This is a genomic window from Acinetobacter sp. YH12068_T (genome assembly GCF_024606005.1).
In the GTDB taxonomy this organism is placed as follows: domain Bacteria; phylum Pseudomonadota; class Gammaproteobacteria; order Pseudomonadales; family Moraxellaceae; genus Acinetobacter; species Acinetobacter amyesii.
In genome coordinates, this window is record NZ_CP094555.1 from 2,537,320 (window position 1) to 2,556,076 (window position 18,757).

At 41.2% G+C, this 18,757-nt stretch carries 17 protein-coding genes; 10 read left to right on the plus strand and 7 right to left on the minus strand.

The features are described from left to right. Nucleotides 1–2: 2 nt before the first annotated feature. The 4 genes from MST18_RS12105 to MST18_RS12120 form a co-directional block, all read right to left on the minus strand. A complete protein-coding gene (locus MST18_RS12105) occupies nt 3–1,427 on the minus strand; it encodes a phosphomannomutase/phosphoglucomutase (protein WP_180133705.1) in 1,425 nt (474 codons plus the stop codon). A 561-nt stretch (nt 1,428–1,988) separates the two neighbouring features. Beyond that, nucleotides 1,989–2,441 carry a dUTP diphosphatase gene (gene dut, locus MST18_RS12110; RefSeq protein WP_111885270.1) on the minus strand — a complete coding sequence of 151 codons (453 nt, stop codon included), beginning with the start codon at nt 2,439–2,441 and terminating at the stop codon, nt 1,989–1,991. A 64-nt stretch (nt 2,442–2,505) separates the two neighbouring features. Beyond that, entirely contained in the window at nt 2,506–4,545 is a 2,040-nt protein-coding gene (locus MST18_RS12115) for a UvrD-helicase domain-containing protein (protein WP_180133704.1), read from the minus strand. A gap of 137 nt (nt 4,546–4,682) precedes the next feature. Continuing rightward, nucleotides 4,683–5,315 carry an OmpA family protein gene (locus MST18_RS12120; protein ID WP_078193108.1) on the minus strand — a complete coding sequence of 211 codons (633 nt, stop codon included), beginning with the start codon at nt 5,313–5,315 and terminating at the stop codon, nt 4,683–4,685. Between the two features lie 247 nt (nt 5,316–5,562). On the opposite strand from MST18_RS12120, the gene MST18_RS12125 reads away from it, so the two are divergent. The 6 genes from MST18_RS12125 (at nt 5,563) to MST18_RS12150 (ending at nt 10,139) form a co-directional block, all read left to right on the plus strand. Then, complete coding sequence (locus MST18_RS12125; protein WP_180133703.1) at nt 5,563–6,486, plus strand: acyltransferase; 924 nt, start codon at nt 5,563–5,565, stop codon at nt 6,484–6,486. A gap of 15 nt (nt 6,487–6,501) precedes the next feature. Continuing rightward, on the plus strand, nt 6,502–7,566 hold the full coding sequence (locus MST18_RS12130) for a preprotein translocase subunit SecA (protein ID WP_373684465.1): 1,065 nt from the start codon (nt 6,502–6,504) through the stop codon (nt 7,564–7,566). A gap of 125 nt (nt 7,567–7,691) precedes the next feature. Further along, on the plus strand, nt 7,692–8,411 hold the full coding sequence (gene minC / locus MST18_RS12135; protein ID WP_111885272.1) for a septum site-determining protein MinC: 720 nt from the start codon (nt 7,692–7,694) through the stop codon (nt 8,409–8,411). 65 nt (nt 8,412–8,476) lie between these two features. Further along, entirely contained in the window at nt 8,477–9,289 is an 813-nt protein-coding gene (minD, locus tag MST18_RS12140) for a septum site-determining protein MinD (RefSeq protein ID WP_067670152.1), read from the plus strand. A 2-nt stretch (nt 9,290–9,291) separates the two neighbouring features. Continuing rightward, complete coding sequence (minE, locus tag MST18_RS12145; protein ID WP_078190039.1) at nt 9,292–9,564, plus strand: cell division topological specificity factor MinE; 273 nt, start codon at nt 9,292–9,294, stop codon at nt 9,562–9,564. Between the two features lie 287 nt (nt 9,565–9,851). Beyond that, a complete protein-coding gene (locus MST18_RS12150; RefSeq protein WP_067766167.1) occupies nt 9,852–10,139 on the plus strand; it encodes a PA4642 family protein in 288 nt (95 codons plus the stop codon). An 82-nt stretch (nt 10,140–10,221) separates the two neighbouring features. Here MST18_RS12150 and MST18_RS12155 read toward each other — a convergent pair whose 3' ends face one another. Beyond that, entirely contained in the window at nt 10,222–11,124 is a 903-nt protein-coding gene (locus MST18_RS12155) for an AEC family transporter (protein ID WP_180133702.1), read from the minus strand. Nucleotides 11,125–11,228: 104 nt separating this feature from the next. Between MST18_RS12155 and MST18_RS12160 the strand changes: the two genes are divergently transcribed. After that, nucleotides 11,229–12,125 carry a LysR family transcriptional regulator gene (locus MST18_RS12160; protein ID WP_180133714.1) on the plus strand — a complete coding sequence of 299 codons (897 nt, stop codon included), beginning with the start codon at nt 11,229–11,231 and terminating at the stop codon, nt 12,123–12,125. 41 nt (nt 12,126–12,166) lie between these two features. Here MST18_RS12160 and MST18_RS12165 read toward each other — a convergent pair whose 3' ends face one another. After that, complete coding sequence (locus MST18_RS12165; protein ID WP_180133701.1) at nt 12,167–15,280, minus strand: DNA translocase FtsK; 3,114 nt, start codon at nt 15,278–15,280, stop codon at nt 12,167–12,169. 253 nt (nt 15,281–15,533) lie between these two features. Here MST18_RS12165 and trxB point away from each other — a divergent pair, with 253 nt between their 5' ends. The 3 genes from trxB (at nt 15,534) to MST18_RS12180 (ending at nt 18,167) form a co-directional block, all read left to right on the plus strand. Next, entirely contained in the window at nt 15,534–16,487 is a 954-nt protein-coding gene (gene trxB / locus MST18_RS12170; protein ID WP_180024006.1) for a thioredoxin-disulfide reductase, read from the plus strand. A 111-nt stretch (nt 16,488–16,598) separates the two neighbouring features. Further along, entirely contained in the window at nt 16,599–17,330 is a 732-nt protein-coding gene (gene aat / locus MST18_RS12175; protein WP_180133700.1) for a leucyl/phenylalanyl-tRNA--protein transferase, read from the plus strand. 21 nt (nt 17,331–17,351) lie between these two features. After that, nucleotides 17,352–18,167, plus strand: coding sequence for an arginyltransferase (locus tag MST18_RS12180; RefSeq protein ID WP_111885276.1), 816 nt, complete (start codon nt 17,352–17,354; stop codon nt 18,165–18,167). Between the two features lie 85 nt (nt 18,168–18,252). Here MST18_RS12180 and rimI read toward each other — a convergent pair whose 3' ends face one another. Beyond that, complete coding sequence (gene rimI, locus MST18_RS12185) at nt 18,253–18,711, minus strand: ribosomal protein S18-alanine N-acetyltransferase (RefSeq protein WP_180133699.1); 459 nt, start codon at nt 18,709–18,711, stop codon at nt 18,253–18,255. Nucleotides 18,712–18,757: the final 46 nt, after the last annotated feature.

Below are 18,757 nucleotides of genomic sequence, written 5' to 3' on the forward strand. Positions count from 1 at the left end.
CCTTATTGAGCATCTGGAATGTCATGAGCAATGTCTGGATAGTGCTCAACTAACATGGAAACAAACAGATCTCGTATTTCTTTTAAGCGTGCTGATGAGTTGGCATCAAAGCGTAAAGTGAAATACTCACCTGTATTCGATGCTCGAATGATGCCAAATCCATCATCAAAATCAAGGCGTATTCCATCAATTTTACTGATTTGTGCCAGAATTCGCGTAGAATTGGCTTCAACCTGCTTTAAAACTTCCGCTGGATCATGCTGATGCGTACTGACATATAAATCTTCGGTACTAAAGCGCTCCGGATATTTCGCCAAAGCTTCTGACAATGTCAGTCCCTGAGCTTGAATATATTCTAATACCCTTAAGGCAGCATATAGACCATCGTCATAACCGCCGCCACGGCCGTCATTAAAAACATAATGCCCTGCGTACTCTCCGCCAAAAACCGCTTTGCCTTTAGATTGGGAAATATATTTTCGCAAGAAACTACTGCCCGTTCGAATCATGACAGGCTGCGCATCTAAATCGCACACGGTATCTCGAATCATTGTTGAACATTTCACATCAAATACCACTTCTGCATGTGGTGTTTGAGTCAAACAAATTTCAGCAAATAAACACAATAATCGATCTGCAGAAACGACTTTGCCAGATTCATCAATCAGCACTAAACGATCACCATCACCATCTAAAGCAATGCCAATATCGGCTTGTTGTTGCTTTATAGCTTGGCGAAGGTGAGTTAAATGTTTGAGCTGTGATGGATCTGGAGCATGATCAGGGAAATGTCCATCAGCTTGGCAACGTAATGCCAAAACTTCACAGCCTAATTTATTTAATAATAATGCTGCACAATGCCCAGCTGAACCATGCATGCCATCGATCACAACTTTAAGCGGTTGCTGTAAATGAATGTCATCTAAAATAAATTTCTGATAAGCCAAACAATATTCAGGTTTGATTTCGTGTGGCTCAAGTTCAGTCATCAAGTGCACACGTTCCGATGAGAAACAATTTCGTGCTTCAACGGCAACATGTTGAATCATCTCCGGACAAGGTGGCTCACCTTTGATAATCCATTTGATACCATTATCTGATTTAGGATTATGGCTCGCCGTCACCATAATGCCATTGCCTTGAAATTGTCCCGCAATAAAATACAACATCGGGCTTGAGCAGCAGCCAATAATTTCCGCTTCAAGGCCAGCCTCATGGCAGACTTTTTGAATTATTTTTGCATAGGTTGGACTGGTTAAACGCGCATCATAGCCAATAGCAAGTCTCTTTTGCCCTACATCTAAATATTGTTTGACTAAGCCACAAGCAATTGACTGAACTAAATCAGCATTTAAGAGCGATATTTTCCCGCGAATGTCATATGCACGAAAAATATGTTGCGGAAAGTGATTAAACAGTGAACCCATACTATGTTCTTCTAATTACATCTTTATTAATTAAAAAATCTAAAACTCTAATGAGAATTTAAGCTTTTAATTAAAGGATAAAATTCTGAAAAAAATGTAGCTTTTTTTTATAACAAATTTAGTTAACAATCAATTAATAATATTTAAATACTGATCTAAAAATTACACTCACATTTATCCACTAATTTATTTTTAAAATTAAATCAATACCTTACATTAATAAAAATATCAATTTATCATTTAGTCTTAAATATTTTACTTTTCAAATATTTTTGATTATTTATTCAAATGTGTATAAATATAGTAAATCGATCAAATTTAAACCAATACACAAAATTCTAATTATTCTTTACCCTCACCCCTAAAATATAAACCAAGTAAACTCATCAGAATTAAAAATCTTGATAAGATCCAAAATACTCTAAATATAGATTTGAATTTGAATAAATTAAAATTTAAATAAAATGATATAAATAAAAACCATCACGAGGATGGTTTTTATTCGCTACTTGATTTTAGGCATTTACTTGTCAACACACTGGAGCAAAAGTCTTGCGCTGATTAGTTTTTACCTGTATGACCAAAACCGCCTGCTCCTCGTTCAGTGGCTTCAAACTCATCCACAATATCAAACTGAGCTTGTACAACTGGCACTAAAACATATTGTGCTAAACGCTCACCCGGCTCTAGGCTAAATGCCGTTTGGCTACGGTTCCAAACAGATACCATCAATTCACCTTGGTAGTCTGAATCAATCAAACCGACCAAGTTACCCAACACGATTCCGTGTTTATGACCTAAGCCTGAACGTGGCAGAATTAAACCTGCAAAGTTAGTGTCTTCGATATAAATCGATAGGCCTGTTTTTACCAGAACAGTTTGACCCGGTTCAATTACGGTGGTTTCTTCTACACATGCACGGAGATCAAGACCTGCCGAACCTGCTGTGGCATAAGTTGGCATTGGCCATTCCGTACCTAAACGTGTGTCGAGAACTTTAACTTGAACTTTCATGGTTCATTCCTGTTTCAATAAAACGAATTTCAAAAAATAAATAAAATATTCTACGCATTAAGCTTTAACGCTTAATCAGCGCGCGTAAATTTTCTAAATAATGCTGTGCTTGCTGTTTAGGATCGATATCCCCTGCCAGCTTTTTCTTGCGCCCTAACCACTCCAATTCATCTTGTGGCAGTTCGTCCAAGAAACGGCTTGGTGTCATTTGTCGCATTTGACCACCGGCTTTACGCTGCTCTGCAAGAGTCATGGTTAAACCTTGACGTGCACGAGTAATCCCCACATACATCAGTCGACGTTCTTCCTCAACCGTGTCGGCAGCAATGGAGTTTTTATGCGGTAGAATTTCTTCTTCCAGACCAATCAAGTAAACGAATGGAAATTCCAGACCTTTCGACGCGTGGAGTGTTAACAAATTGACTTTGTCGGTGTCTTCTTCTTCTTGTTGCTGTTCTAACATATCGAGCAGCACCATCTTACGAATCACACTTTCAATGTTCTTTTCATCGACATCTTCTGCACGGTTAATCAAACTTTGAATACTGCTATATAGCACTTCAATATTATCCAGCTTGATTTTTTCCTGCGCAGGTGTAGCAGCAGACTCTTTAACATAGTCGATATAACCTGCTTCAATCATCATGCGACGAATGATCGGAACAGGTTCATCATCTTCTAATAATTCACGAGTAAAGGTCGAAATAAAGTCCGCAAATTCGGCCAATTGGGTTGTGGCTTTTTTCGGAATCGCCATGCTTAAGCGCTGGTCACCTGCTGCACTGAGTAAGGATAAATTACTTTCCTGCGCAAATAAGCCAAGCTTTTCCAAAGTCACAGGACCAATCGCACGTTTTGGCGTATTAATAATTCGTAAAAATGCACTGTCATCTTCAGGGTTGATGATCAAACGTAAGTAGCTCATCAAGTCCTTAATTTCAGCACGAGCGAAGAAAGACTGACCACCCGATAATTTATACGGGATCTGCATTTGGCGTAGCTGTGTCTCTAGAGCACGCGCTTGGAAATTACCACGGTATAAAATGGCGTAGTCTTTCCAATTTTTACCGTTCATCAGTTTGTGCGTAATCAAGTCTTTTACGACGCGTTCTGATTCATCATCGTCATTACGACAAGTAATCACGCGGATCACTTCACCATGGCCTTTATCTGACCAAAGCTTTTTATCGAAAATATGTGGGTTATTGCCAATAACTGTATTGGCAGCTTTTAAAATACGACTGGTCGAGCGATAGTTTTGCTCAAGCTTAATCACTTTCAGATTACGGAAATCTTCCTTCAATAAAGCCATATTCTCAGGCTTAGCACCACGCCATGCATAAATCGATTGGTCATCATCACCTACCGCGGTGAACTGTCCCATGACACCCACGAGTAATTTCACCAAAATATATTGCGCGGTGTTGGTATCTTGATATTCGTCGACCAATAAATAGCGGATTCGATTCTGCCAACGATCACGCACTTCTGCATTTTCTTGTAATAAGCGCGTCGGCATGACAATCAAATCATCAAAATCCACAGCATTGTAGGCACGTAAATTACGCTCATACAGTTGATACAGATGTGCAAACTGAACATCTTCTGCTGTTTCACAGGTGGTGTGCGCTTGCTCAGGTGGTATCAGATCATTTTTCCAATCTGAAATCATTTTCATGGCTTTGGCAATCAGCTCTTTACTTTCTGCACCCGACAAATTGTCACGATGCATTAAATCCATCAAAATGCGTTTGCAGTCATCTGCATCTAAAATTGAAAAGTTATTTTTTAGCGGTGTATTTTTTAATTCCAAACGAAGCATGTTTAGCCCGAAGTTATGGAAGGTAGAAACCGACAGCCCTTTTGCCTCTTCACGGCTCATCAGCTTTGTCACACGCTCTTTCATTTCTCGCGCGGCCTTATTGGTAAAGGTCATCGCGGTGATACGGTGCGCAGGAATACCACAATGCTTCACCAAATAGGCAATTTTACGGGTAATCACCGATGTTTTGCCTGAACCTGCCCCTGCAAGTACTAACAAGGGTCCTTGAGTGTATTTCATTGCTTCAAGTTGCTTGTCGTTCAACTGACTTGCCAGTGACATAGTCTTTCCTCTTATTAATTCGAGGATGATTATAGTCATCTGAAACGATCTTGCCTAATGCAAAATGTATTTTATCGGTCATTAAAAATGCCATAAAAAAAGCCACCCGAGGGTGGCCTTTCGTTTCAAACTAAAACTTATTTAGTTTCGTAAACTGAGATTTCTACGCGACGGTTTTGTTCACGACCTGCAGCAGTTGAGTTATCCGCTACTGGAGAAGTTGAACCGTAACCACGTGCAGTAATACGAGTTGAAGAAATACCTTGAGACGCTAGGTAGTTTTTCACTGAGTTTGCACGGTTCTGAGAAAGTGGGTTGTTAATCGCATCAGTACCAGTGTTGTCTGTGTGACCGTGTACAACGATTGCAAGTTTGTTTGCAGTACCGTCTTCACGCAATACTTTAGCAACGTCATTCAATGCAGATTGGAACTGAGATTGAATAGTTGAAGAGTTAGTTGCGAAAGTTACTGATGGCATAACAAGGTTGATAGAACCATCTGGATTACGACCTACGTCAACACCAGTACCAGCCAATTCTTGTTTAAGACGTTTTTCTTTCTTATCAAGAAGAAGACCAGCACCACCACCAACTACAGCACCAATTGCAGCTGCTTGACCCATTTTGTCTTTATCAGCATTAGAATAAGCAATACCAGCGCCTAAAAGAGCACCTAGACCAGTACCGATTGCTGCTTTGTCATATTCCATGTTTTGACAACCAGTAAGTGCCATTGCCCCAACTACTGCCGAAATCACTAGTGCACGCATTGCATGCCTCCTTCTTTGTGTTTTGTTGTATGGTTGAAATGATGAAGTAAAACAAATGGCTGAACCATTGATTTTTTGTTAATAATAAAACGTTTAGTTACAATTTGTAATATGAATACGAGATTTATTTGTTAATTCCATCACAATTTCTTCACAGTTCTGCAGATGCCCTTTTTTATTTAATCAACTCGAACTATATTTATTAGAATCAATCATTATTTGGACAATTTCCGCTAGGACTTTTTATATGTCATCTCAAACAAATAAGCAACCGACACTAAAAAAAATTAGCAAAGGACTTACCGTTGGTTCAGTTATAACAGGCAGTACTTTTTTCCATGGTCCTCCTGTACTTGCCCTTGGTCTAACCAAACTCTTTAAAAAATCAAAAAAGGTTGATGAAACCAACATAAAAATTACCAACAGTTGGCTCACGGTCAATAACTGGTTAATTGATCACGTTTTACCCAACACAAAATGGGATATCACCATCGATGAAGGCCTCGACTTAAATTTGCAGGGTCACTATCTCATGACCTGTAACCATCAGAGTTGGGTCGATACAACAGTTAACCAATATTTTGGTTTAACCCGTATGCCACTGACGCGTTTCTTTACCAAATGGGAACTCATTTTCATTCCATTTGTTGGACAAGCTTTTAAAATTTTAGGCTTTCCAATGATGAAACGACACAGCAAAGAACAAATCGCGAAAAATCCTGAACTTAAATATCGAGATATGGAAGAAGCGCGTAAATCTTGTGAACAGTTATTGAGCCAGCCTTTTACCCTGCTGAACTATTTGGAAGGCACTCGCTTTACCCCTGAAAAACATGCGCAGCAGCAATCACCGTATCAAAACCTTCTTAAGCCGAAAGCGGGTGGTTTAGCACTGGCACTCAATATTTTAGGGGATCAAGTTGATGCTCTCGTGGATATGACCATCGTCTATCCAAATGGTGCACCAGGTTATGGCGAATTTTGGCTCGGTGAAGTTCCGCGTATCGCCGTGGATTTACGTAAAATTGAAATTCCAACGTGGGTGCATGGCGGCAACTATGAAGATGATGCAGAATTCCGTGAAAAATTTCAGCATTGGGTAGATGAGCTGTGGACGGAGAAAGACCAACTCATTACTCGTATGAAAGCTAAATACTCAGTTACTGAATAATTAAGAAGAAGTTTTATGTCGCAGAACAGCATGCCGCAAAACAAGAAATCTAAATATCATCATGTCAATCCAAACAGTTGGTCATTCAAACTGTTTTTGATTTATGACATATTCATGGTGTTTATTATTGTTTTTAACTTGTTCTGCCTATGCATGAACTTTTTCCTCATGAGCAATCTAGGCAGTTGGTTCTTTAACAGTATCCACCTGCCCGATGTGCTGAGTTTTTACCGTGAACATTTACATCCATGGGTGATTACCACCGAAGCGTGGTTCATTATCTTTTTGATTGTAGAACTGTTGGTGCGTTGGGCGATTGCCATCATCAACAAGCACCATCAGCGCTGGTTCTTCTTCCCGTTTATTCATTGGTACGAAATTTTAGCCATTGTGCCGCATTTACGTTTCCTGCGTTTATTTCGCGCGGGCGTGATTGCATATCGACTATATGAAATGGGTTATCAGATCGTGCCATCAGCATGGCAAAAGAAAGCTTTGTTTTATTATCGTGTGGTGATGGAAGAATTGTCTGATCGAGTGGTACTCACCGTACTCGATGGAGTTAGACATGAGTTAAACTCCAGTACCACACATAAAGATTTGATTAGCAATGTCGTTCAGCATCACCGCGAATTATTCACCCAAGTCTTAGCCGAAATTTTGCAAGAAAATTTAAGCAAAGAACTCCGTGCTGAACGTGAATTGATTGCCAAAAATGTCGGACAGATTGTCAGTCAGGCCATCGAAGACACTCCAGAACTCACGCAGCTATTGCGCTTAGTGCCAATCGTTGGCAGCCGCATTGAACAGCAGATTCAAAGTATCGGGCAACGTTTGGGTGAAAATATTACCCAAGGTTTAATTTCCCCGTTGGCTTATCCCAATACATCGACGGCTCAAAAACCCAATCTATATTTAGACATTTCACAGCGTGTTAGCCGTATTGAAGTCGAAAATAATGCCCAGCTGGATGAGTTGGTTCGCTCTGCGGTTTTTGAAAGTCTAGAGGCTATTCGTAAGCAAGTGAAAGTAAAACAGTGGCAGCAGATTATGCAGGAGCAGGACCAAGCTACAGAATAAACACTTAGTCAAAAATAATTGCGAACTCCGCTAGAGTATTCATGCAAATTGTTCTAGGATTTGCTCTATTTACAACATAACTACTTCGGCACAAAAGTAATAGTTAGAAGTCTCAAGGATTCAATATGGCTGATATACGGATAAAAGGCAAAATGGTCAATGCGATTCGCATTCACCTCGATACCAATGATCATGATGCGATCCGCCAGCAACTTACTCCAATGTTCCAAAAGGCTTTTCCACCCGGAACATTAGCCGTGATTGAGAGTACGGTTGATCAAGAACTAATTGCACTGATTCAACTGCTTATTAGTATTGAAATCCAACCAATTGGTGTCACTGAAGGTCCACTATCTGACCAAGCGCGTGCTATCCAATTTCCCGTGGTTCCTGCGGATCGCAAACTACAACAAGTTAAACCGACACGCGAACAAGTGGTTGAAGAACCCGCACCTACAGAAGAAAAAACCGAAGATAAAATTGCTGCAGTCGAAGTACCGACTATTCGTCATGCCACGTCTTATCACAATGAAATCTTGCGTACAGGTCAATGTTTAGTCCAAGACCATGGCGATATCATTATTAATGCTGGGATTAATAGCGGTTCAGAAGTAATTGCTTCAGGAAATATACATATTTATGGTAGTGCTCGTGGTAGAGTCATTGCCGGAGCTGGTGGGAACACGGCTGCACGTATTTTCTGCCATTCATTAGAAGCTGAATTGGTTTCAATAGCAGGGACTTACTGTGTCGCTGATGATATTCCGCCTCATGTGGTCAAACAGCCAGTACATATTTATTTGAATGACCAGCAAGAGCTAGTATTTGAAGCTTTGCAATTTTAATGTATAAATAATCACCAAACCCCTAATTAAAAAAGGGGATTTAAACCATAACAGGAGTGGATTCGGTGGCGAAAATTGTTGTCGTAACATCAGGTAAAGGTGGCGTAGGTAAAACAACTACAAGCGCATCTTTTGCAACAGGTTTAGCCCTTCGCGGCCACAAAACTGTTGTGATCGACTTTGATGTGGGTTTACGTAACCTTGACTTGATCATGGGCTGTGAACGCCGCGTTGTATATGACTTTGTAAATGTATTGAATAACGAAGCTCGATTACAACAAGCGCTTATTCGCGATAAAGATATTGAAAATCTCTACATTTTGCCAGCATCTCAAACACGTGATAAAGACGCGTTAACAGATGAAGGTGTAGCTCGTGTAATGGACGAACTTTCTCAAGAGTTTGATTACATTATTTGTGACTCACCTGCGGGTATCGAACGTGGTGCAATTTTAGCAATGTATCATGCTGATGAAGCGATCATTGTGACGAACCCAGAAATTTCTTCGGTACGTGACTCTGACCGTATTATTGGTATGCTCGACAGCAAAACCAAAAAAGTAGAACAAAACGAAGGTCGTATCCGTAAGCATCTCTGTATTACACGTTTCAATCCAGAACGTGCGGATAAACAAGAGATGTTGACGATTGATGACATTTCAAAAGATATTTTACGCGTACCGACTTTAGGTGTTATTCCTGAATGTAAAAGCGTTTTACAAGCATCGAACGAAGGTAAACCAGTGATTCTGTTTACAGAAGAAGCGGCTGGCCAAGCGTATGATGACCTTGTTGCACGTTTCCTTGGTGAAGAGCGCCCTTACCGTCATATTACGGTAAAACCTAAGGGTTGGTTAGCACGTCTATTTGGAGCGTAATCATGGCAGGATTCTGGAGCAAACTTTTTAGCAGCGACGAGAAACCGTCAAGCGCACAAACGGCAAAAGACCGTTTAAAAGTCATCGTGGCATCTGAAAATGGTTTAGGTAAACGCCTCAGCCAAGACAAGATTGACATGATGAAAAAAGAAATCATGCAAGTAGTAAACCGCTATGTTCGTGGTGTAGATGAGCAACATATTCAAATGTCTGTTCGTTCTGAAGCGAATATTGAAATGCTTGAAATGAATATCAATTTGCCTGAAGAACGTTAATCTGAATTCTGATTAGCCAAGTAAATTGAATCAAGGCAAAATGTGAGGCTGGATCAGTAAAGCGCTGCTTTACCCAGCCGCAAGATGAGAAGCTTTGCTTCGAGTGGGCTGGATTAGTTTTATTCCTTTGTTAGATCAAAAGCTTTGCTTCGAGTAAACGGGATAAAAAAATAACTTTTGATCCAACCAAAAAATGAGTCACTTAACTTAGAGATGGCGAATAAAACCATTTTACTTGCGTACTCATTTTTGCCTTTATGTATTTTTAAACCAGCAAGGAGATTGCGATGGCATTATCTCAGCCAGCAACGTTCAACGAAGAATGGTCAGATGAGCGTGTATTTGCCTACCTTACTCAGCTTCCTCCTGAAGGAGTGAATGGCGACTTTCACGTGCTTTACCATGCTTTCAAACATATGCGTCCAAATGACTATGAGCGTCTTTTGACTCAATTCGTTGCCGATGGCCGTGATGTGAACGCAACTAATCCTGAAGGTCAGCGTATTCATGACGTGATTGCTCAATATCCACGTCAAAGCGCAGGTTTCCTCGAAGTATTGGCAAAATTTGCTTAATTTCGAGTAACAAAAAAAAAGCCCGCATCATGCGGGCTTTTTTTATCTGATTTAAAATTAGCATTATTGAATATCATCATAATCAATGCATAGTCAACATGAGCAATGGAAACATCAAGCCAAAACCAATGGTTTGTACACTAATAATGGCCGCCATCAGTTGTGAATCACCTTGATAATAGCGTGTCAAAATATAAGACGATGATGCAGTTGGCAAAGCAAAAAAGACCACTAAAATCATTCGCTCAAAATCAGTCAGACCCATCCAAGTACTCAATAGATAAGCAATACATGGCATTAACATGAGACGCCCTATCGTATTAAAACTTAAACGACGCAGATCGGCGCGCATTTGCTGAAACTGTAATGCTGCCCCAACAGAAAGTAGTCCGAGCGGTAAACTCATGGCTGCCAATATTTTTAATAATTCAGGTAAGCCTTTAAATAGACTCAAGCCTGATAACTTAAACAACACCCCTACCACACAGCCTAAAATTAAGGGATTTTTTGCGATGGACTGACAGGTCTGCCCCAATTGCTTCACACTTAAATTTGAAAAGGCCAATACTGAAATAATATTGACTAAGGGCACTGCAACGGCAATTAACATGGCAAACATCTGCATGCCTGTGGAGCCAAATAAAGCGCCCATAAGGGATAAACCAATATAGGTATTAAAACGGATATGACTTTGGATATACACGCCAAAACGCTGCACGGGGATATGCATAAACTGCTTGATCCCCCACAACACAATGCTGATCAAACAGGTGCCCGCAACCAGTACTGTCAACATTCGTGAAACGGTGTTCATATCCAATTGCACGGCTGATACATTCAAAAAAAGCAGCACAGGAAATAAAACGTAGTAATTAAGTTTTTCTGAATTTGCCCAAAATTCATCCTGAACAAACTGTGTGTATTTAAGCACATAGCCCATCGCGATTAATGCAACGAGGGGAAACAATGCGACGACGATATTCATGCTGTACGCCTTGAAATAAAGTAGCTATTTCATCTTTAACCATTTATGTAGCACAATATAATCCTCATCTAGACTCATAACAAAATGAGTAATTACTCATGGCAATGACATTTTCTCAGCTTGAAATTTTTATTAAAGTCGCAGAACAACAAAGCTTTACTCTCGCTGCTCGACAGCTGGGAATTACTCAGTCAGCTGTCTCTCATGCCCTAAAGTGTTTAGAGCAACATTGGAATGTCAGCTTATTTAGCCGTGAGCAAGGCGCTATTGCCCTAACACATATCGGCCAACAACTTCTACTACACGCAAAGGAAGTACTCAATACAACGCAAATCATGCAGCAGGAAGTAAATGCAGCTCATGGTATCCAACAAGGAACTTTAAGAATTGGCTCTTTTGGTTCTTCTAGTTCGATTCATCTACTTCCAGAGCTATTAAAGGCATATAGAGAGCGCTATCCACACATTGAAATCTATGTCGAAGAAGGTACTGATGCAGAAGTGTCTCGTTGGATTTCTGAACGTCAGATTGATGTTGGTTTTGCCGTACTCCCCAAGCCGCAGCTGTTCACCTTCCCGTTAATTCAAGACATTTTCATTGCCTTGATTCCAGATAGTTATTCAGTTTCCAAACACAGCCATTTAAATATCCAAGACCTACAAAACTACCCCTTTATTATGACCCGTGCAGGCAGCCAGTCCCATGTGGAAAAACTGCTTAAACAACACCACATACAACCTAAAATTACCTATCAAATGTCGCAACTGTTAACCATTTTAAATATGGTGAATTTACAGGAAGGGATTGCTATCGTTGCAGATATGGCGATGCCTGCTGAGCTGTTGGCATTGCATCCACATGTGGTCAAACGTCCACTCTTTCCAAATACCCAACGGCAAATTGGACTCGCGGTAAAAAATCAAAAACTCATGAGCCCTGCCTGCAAAGCCTTTATCGAACTGGCCCAGTGCATGTTCTACCAAGATGAGTTCTCAATCTAAAAATAAAAAAACCTGCCGAAGCAGGTTTTTTGTTTTAGAACTTAGACCAAGATATCTCGTTTACCATTTGGCCCCATACTACTTACGATACCATTTTCTTCCATTTGGTCGATGATACGTGCAGCACGGTTATAACCGAGGCTAAATTTACGTTGCAGCGAAGAAGTAGAAGCTTTACGAGTTTCCAAAACGAAACTAACACATTGATCATACAGCGCATCACGGTCTGATCCACCATCACTATCTTCAAAACCGCGAGATGTCGGCTCTTCATCATAAGGCGTGAGGATTTCATCGACATAATTCGGTTCACCGCGCTCACGCCATGCATCACAAATACGGTTCACTTCATCGTCTGAAATAAACGCGCCATGTACTCGTTCAGGCTCAATTTTACCCGGTCCGAGGAACAACATATCACCATGACCCAGTAAGTCTTCCGCACCACCAGCATCTAAGATAGTACGTGAATCCAGTTTACTGTTAACACGTAGCGCAGCACGCGTTGGAATATTGGCTTTGATCAAACCTGTTACCACATCTACGGTTGGACGCTGCGTCGCCAACAGCAAATGAATCCCTGCCGCACGTGATTTTTGTGCCAGACGGGTAATCATTTCTTCGGCTTTTTTACCCACTTGCATGATCATGTCGGCAAATTCGTCAGCAACAATTACGATCAACGGCATCGGCTGCAAACGTGGCGCACGACTTTGCGTTGCAGAGTCATCTGGCTTCCAAGTTGGATCGATGAGATCTTCACCATTGGCCATTGCTTCTTCAATTTTGCGGTTAAAGTCAGTCAGCTTACGTACTTTCATCAAGGACATCAGCTTATAACGTCGCTCCATTTCATTCACACACCAGTTCAATGCACTCACCGCATCTTTCATGTCGGTTACGACAGGCGTTAATAAATGTGGAATATCATTATAGTTGGCAAGTTCCAACTGTTTCGGGTCAATCATGATGAGACGCAGTTGCTCAGGTGTATATTTCAACAACATCGACAACAACATGGCATTTACTGCGACTGACTTACCAGAACCCGTAGTACCTGCCACCAACATATGCGGTGCTTTCGCCAAATCGGCCAAGACAGGATTACCGGAAATGTCTTTACCCATCGCCATACTAAGTAAGGCATTTGGATCACGGTATGCCGGCGTTTCTAACAGTTCAATGAGACGAACCATTTCACGTGAACTATTCGGAACTTCAATCCCGATATACGGTTTACCCGGAATGACTTCCACCACACGCACAGAGGCCATAGACATCGAACGCGCCAAGTCACGTGAAATATTGGTCACTTTCGACGCTTTCACACCAGGTGCTAAATCAAGTTCAAAACGTGTTACGACTGGTCCCGGCTGTGCCTCTACAACTTTGGCTTTGACATTAAACTCTTGCAGTTTAATTTCTAAAAGTTCAGACAAGCGAGACAATTGCTCTGCAGTGAAATTGACTTTCTTGTTCGGATCTACAGGATCTAAGATTTCCAAGCCCGGCAAAGTCGGTAAATCCAAGCGTTTTTGTGCCACTTGCATCGCACGTGACATTGGACGACCAGAAGCATCGGTTAAAGGCGCATCAAAGTCAAAATCATCTTCGAGATCTAAATCGATGTCTTCTGGTTTGCCCGCCGTTTCTTGCCACACTTCACGGAAGGCATCTTTATTCGAGCTGATTAAGGCTTTTTCATCATCAGATACAAAAGTCTGCGGCTGTGTATTGATTTCAGCACGAACCAAAGGCGTAGATTGCGCATAACTACTGGTTGTACGAACTGGCTGTGCCTGTTCTATCGCTCGCTCTGCTTCTTCAACCAGCAAATCATCGAGATCATTAAATTCAGTTTCAACACTGATATTTTTCGGTGTGCTCAGCGGTGCAATCTGTGCAGCAGCTACACTTATACCTGCAACGGTTGCATCAGCACCTGTAGCAAATTCATTTGAATGCGTTGCTAGACTTTCATTTTGCGATGTATTAAATGGGCTATGCACATCCGTCGCTGTTTTACCATTCGGGACAGCCGCTAACAGCTCATCGAAGATTTCATCATCATCCCAATCCACTGATTTTTTAGCAGGTTGCACCGCTTCTGTCGGAGAAGTCGAATGCACATCCGCTGCTTTGTTGAAATATTCAGTTTGATTGGCAGGCTGCTCTTCTTCTGCAGCTTTCAGTAAAGCATCAATATCTTGTTTGTGCCGTTGGTCATCATTTGAATGCAAGGCACGCCAAACCTCTCCTGTCGCAACAACACGTTGTTGATCTTGCTCAAGCTGACGCACTTTCGCCAAAGTATGTTCAAAATCTTCATCGGATGGTGTAGCAGTCTCCGGCGAATTTACCTTAGATAAATGCTGTGCATTGCCTTCTTTGTCTGCCCATTCTTTATCAGCAATATCATCAAATAAACGCTCAGCAACACGATCACGTACTACAGGGTCAACCTCTACAGCATGATGCTCATGGGCGGGTGTGACTGGTGCAATCACTTTTGATGCATGCGCAGCAGCACTCTCTTTTTTAGTAGATGGTACGGTACGGTCAAAAGCAGTATCTCCTTCAGGGACATTGCGATAGAACAAATCTTGGAGATAAGCCGGTGTCGATTTCATGGTTGCCCATGTCTTATTCCACTTGATACCAAAGGCCAAAGTGAACAACATGATCCAAAATGCAATGAGAAATACTGCGGCACCATAGACCGTTAAAATTTGTTCAAGACTTTGACCCAGTTCATAACCAATGATCCCGCCCGATGCATTTTCTAAAGTATCTTCGGGAACATTCCAAAACAGGAAAAGTAAACTTGAAGTTGCCAGTAAAATAAAGAACTGAGCGGCATAGCGAAATGGACGGTTTAGAAAACTACGTGGCCACCATACTTGAATTGCTTCGAGAAATAAATAGACAGGTATCAGCAGACTTGCCCAACCTAAAAATCCATAGAGTAAGTCAGCGATCCATGCGCCTGCGACGCCGCTGGCATTTGAAACTTGCTGAGTATCACTGGATAAATGCATCCATCCCGGATCAAATGGCGTATATGTGACTGTTGCAAGGAACAGATATATCCCAAATGAAACAAGGAATAATGTCATTATTAAGCGCTGTGCATATGCACCCGACACCGCTGTCATATACGTTCCTGTAACCAATTCTTCATGAATGTTTTTGTCATTACCCACAACAAAAATGGGCTGAATCTAAACCTGTTATTATGCACCTGTTCAATAAAAAAGATGCAAGATAATTTAAGTATAGTTGTTAACTTTATTCTATATAGCTCAAAACGATTTTGATGATCAATAATATCGACTTTAATCTCACACAATCGTTTCAAACTTTGACGTATAATTCCACAAATTATCATATAAAAAAAGGATTCTACGGATGAGCGCTCGTCACTCACGTCTAATTATTTTAGGTTCTGGTCCTGCAGGTTATAGCGCTGCGGTATACGCTGCCCGTGCGAACCTGAAACCGACACTCATCGCAGGTATTCAATTAGGCGGTCAATTGACTACAACGACAGAAGTAGACAACTGGCCAGGTGGTGCAGAAGGTTTAACAGGCCCAGCCCTAATGGAACAAATGCAAGCTCATGCTGAACGTTTTGGTACAGAAATTGTGTATGACCATATCAACGAAGTGGACCTCAATGTTCGTCCGTTCGTGCTTAAAGGCGATATGGAAGAGTTTACTTGTGATGCATTGATTATTTGTACAGGTGCAACTGCACAATATTTAGGTCTTGAATCAGAAGCTGCTTTCATGGGTCAAGGCGTGAGCGCATGTGCAACATGTGACGGCTTCTTCTACAAAAACCAAAAAGTCATGGTTGTCGGCGGCGGTAATACTGCTGTGGAAGAAGCGCTGTATCTTTCAAACATTGCTTCTCATGTCACTCTAGTACACCGTCGTGACACTTTACGTTCAGAAAAAATCCTTCAAGATCATCTTTTTGCAAAAGAAAAAGAAGGTAAAATCAGTATTATCTGGAATCACCAAGTGGATGAAGTCATTGGCGATAACACCGGTGTGACTTCTGTACGTATTAAATCTACGCAAGATGATTCAACTCAAAACGTTGATGTCACTGGTATGTTCGTGGCGATTGGTCACAAACCAAATAGCGGTATTTTTGAAGGTCAATTGAACTTACGTGATGGCTACATCCAAGTTCAAAGTGGCACCGCAGGCAACGCAACACAAACGTCTATTCCAGGCGTATTTGCTGCGGGTGATATTGCCGATAGTATCTACCGTCAAGCGATTACTTCTGCAGGTTCAGGCTGTATGGCTGCACTCGATGCTGAAAAATACCTTGATGCACTCGGCGAATAATCTTTTGCTTAAGTCATTTGCTTAGCTAAATAGTTTTAAAAAATTAGCCGACCTAATGGTCGGCTTTTTTATGTATGATAAATATCCGTGTACCTCAATAAGAAGCTTGGCATGCCGATACTCCCTCCTTCTGAATTTACTTTCCCCGATCCAGTTGAATGCGATCCCGAAGGTGAAGGCTTAATTTGCATCGGTGCTGACCTCTCCCCTTCCACACTGTTTGAAGCCTATAGTCACGGTCTTTTCCCATGGTTCAGTGAAGGTGATCCGATTTGTTGGTGGTGTCCTGAACCCCGCTGCATTATTCGACCGCAGGACTATCATCCGAGCAAATCGTTATTACGCAGCATGAAAAAAATGGACTATAAGATCACCATTAATCATGCGTTTGAAACTGTGATTCGCTCATGTTCACTGCCGCGTAGTTATGCCAATGAAACATGGATTTCAGAAGATATTATTCAGGGATATTCTGCGCTGTTTGACGCAGGCTATGCTTATAGCATTGAAGTTTGGGAAAACGAGATCGTTGTCGGTGGCCTCTATGGCGTTAATATTGGTCATGGCTGCTTTGGCGAGTCTATGTTTAGTACACGAACAGATGTCTCTAAAATGGCGTTTTACACCTTAATGCTTATTGGGGAAGAGAATCAACTACCATGGATTGATTGCCAATTAGTCAACGATCACCTCTTAAGCTTAGGTGCGAGTACACTTTCTCGCCAACAATACCTTAATTCGTTACAAGATGTTGTGAAACAACCCTCTATCGATTGGAAAAAGTATCAGGACAGTGTATTTTCAAGTAAAACAATAGCGCAATGGGCAAGTCTCAGCGCATGACAATAAAAGAGGGATATTACGATGAATTCCTATCAACCGAAGTCCCTGTTGAACGAATTACAGTACTACATCACGCCTCCGCATGATTGTAGCTACTTAGAAAATAAATCTGCCCGGATGGTCTTTCTTGATCCTGTCCATCGTATTGATGTGGTCACGTTATCTGAACTTTCCCGCATGGGTTTTCGTCGTAGTGGGGATTTTGTCTACCGCCCTGAATGTCATCTTTGTCGTCAATGTTTATCCTCTCGCGTTCCTGTTCATGAATTTCAAATGAACAGCGTGCAAAAAAAAGCGTGGAAACGGAATCAAGATTTAACGGTGAAAATTTGCCGTCCTCAAGATGCCGATGCAATGCATTATGCCTTGTATGAACGCTACATCAATGAACGACATGCTGATGGTGATATGTACCCACCTAGCCAAGATCAATTTGAAAAATTTTTAATTAATAGCTGCACTGACAGCTTCTTTTTAGAGCTATGGTTGGATGAGCAACTGATCAGTGTATCTACCTGTGATCCACTCGATGATGGTATTTCAGCGGTATATACCTTTTTTGATCCTGATGAAAGCCGTCGCTCACTAGGTACTTTTGCCATTCTGAAACAAATCGAGCACGCACAAAAGCTTGGACTGCAATATGTCTACTTGGGCTATTGGGTGCCCGATTCGCAAAAAATGAATTATAAATCTCAGTACATTCCACTGGAACTTCTGCTTGATGGACAATGGCGTCGACTCAACCGACCACTGACCCAAGAAGAAATCAGCCAACTAGGGGATTCCCTGATGACCACCTTACCTTCCGGCTGGAATAATCCTATTATTAAATAAAAGGGATCAAACAAAAGATCTTCAATAAAAAAGCATCCGTTTATTCACGAATGCTTTCTTTAAATCTGATTACGCTTCACCGCTTTTATTTAAATAAAGCTGCAAAATCATCACCACAAGTCTTCACCATAATAATGGCGTGCTCACGCGTTCCATCGGCATTTGGATAATAATTCTTTCGCAAATCGATTTGATGAAAATCCGCTTTTTCATATAAACGGATCGCAGATTGATTACCTTCTCGCACTTCTAAGAAGATTTGAATGGGGTTATTTTTGAGTAAGGCAATAGATTCATCGAGTAATTGAAAACCTAAGCCTCTACCTTGCTGGCTCGGATCGATCGCCATTAACAATAAATTTGCTTCATCTAGAACGGGCTGTAAAATGCAAAATCCAACAATTTTTCCTTGTAACTCAATCACCGTACTTTGATATGCAGCAATCGATTCTTGAAATTGTTTTAAGGTCCAAGGATGGCTTTGTACGCGACTTTCGATATCGTAAACCTGCTGGACATCAGCGTCTTGCATCAAACGAATCATCTTCGTTTATCTTTCTATAGCTAGGGTATGCGCATTATAAAAAGTT

Bases quoted from the DNA above. Each gene is read 5' to 3' on its own strand.
- MST18_RS12105 (WP_180133705.1), bottom strand. From the start codon at position 1,427: ATGGGTTCACTGTTTAATCACTTTCCGCAACATATTTTTCGTGCATAT.
- dut (WP_111885270.1), bottom strand. From the start codon at position 2,441: ATGAAAGTTCAAGTTAAAGTTCTCGACACACGTTTAGGTACGGAATGG.
- MST18_RS12115 (WP_180133704.1), bottom strand. From the start codon at position 4,545: ATGTCACTGGCAAGTCAGTTGAACGACAAGCAACTTGAAGCAATGAAA.
- MST18_RS12120 (WP_078193108.1), bottom strand. From the start codon at position 5,315: ATGCGTGCACTAGTGATTTCGGCAGTAGTTGGGGCAATGGCACTTACT.
- MST18_RS12125 (WP_180133703.1), top strand. From the start codon at position 5,563: ATGTCATCTCAAACAAATAAGCAACCGACACTAAAAAAAATTAGCAAA.
- MST18_RS12130 (WP_373684465.1), top strand. From the start codon at position 6,502: ATGTCGCAGAACAGCATGCCGCAAAACAAGAAATCTAAATATCATCAT.
- minC (WP_111885272.1), top strand. From the start codon at position 7,692: ATGGCTGATATACGGATAAAAGGCAAAATGGTCAATGCGATTCGCATT.
- minE (WP_078190039.1), top strand. From the start codon at position 9,292: ATGGCAGGATTCTGGAGCAAACTTTTTAGCAGCGACGAGAAACCGTCA.
- MST18_RS12150 (WP_067766167.1), top strand. From the start codon at position 9,852: ATGGCATTATCTCAGCCAGCAACGTTCAACGAAGAATGGTCAGATGAG.
- MST18_RS12155 (WP_180133702.1), bottom strand. From the start codon at position 11,124: ATGAATATCGTCGTCGCATTGTTTCCCCTCGTTGCATTAATCGCGATG.
- MST18_RS12160 (WP_180133714.1), top strand. From the start codon at position 11,229: ATGACATTTTCTCAGCTTGAAATTTTTATTAAAGTCGCAGAACAACAA.
- MST18_RS12165 (WP_180133701.1), bottom strand. From the start codon at position 15,280: ATGACAGCGGTGTCGGGTGCATATGCACAGCGCTTAATAATGACATTA.
- trxB (WP_180024006.1), top strand. From the start codon at position 15,534: ATGAGCGCTCGTCACTCACGTCTAATTATTTTAGGTTCTGGTCCTGCA.
- aat (WP_180133700.1), top strand. From the start codon at position 16,599: ATGCCGATACTCCCTCCTTCTGAATTTACTTTCCCCGATCCAGTTGAA.
- MST18_RS12180 (WP_111885276.1), top strand. From the start codon at position 17,352: ATGAATTCCTATCAACCGAAGTCCCTGTTGAACGAATTACAGTACTAC.
- rimI (WP_180133699.1), bottom strand. From the start codon at position 18,711: ATGATTCGTTTGATGCAAGACGCTGATGTCCAGCAGGTTTACGATATC.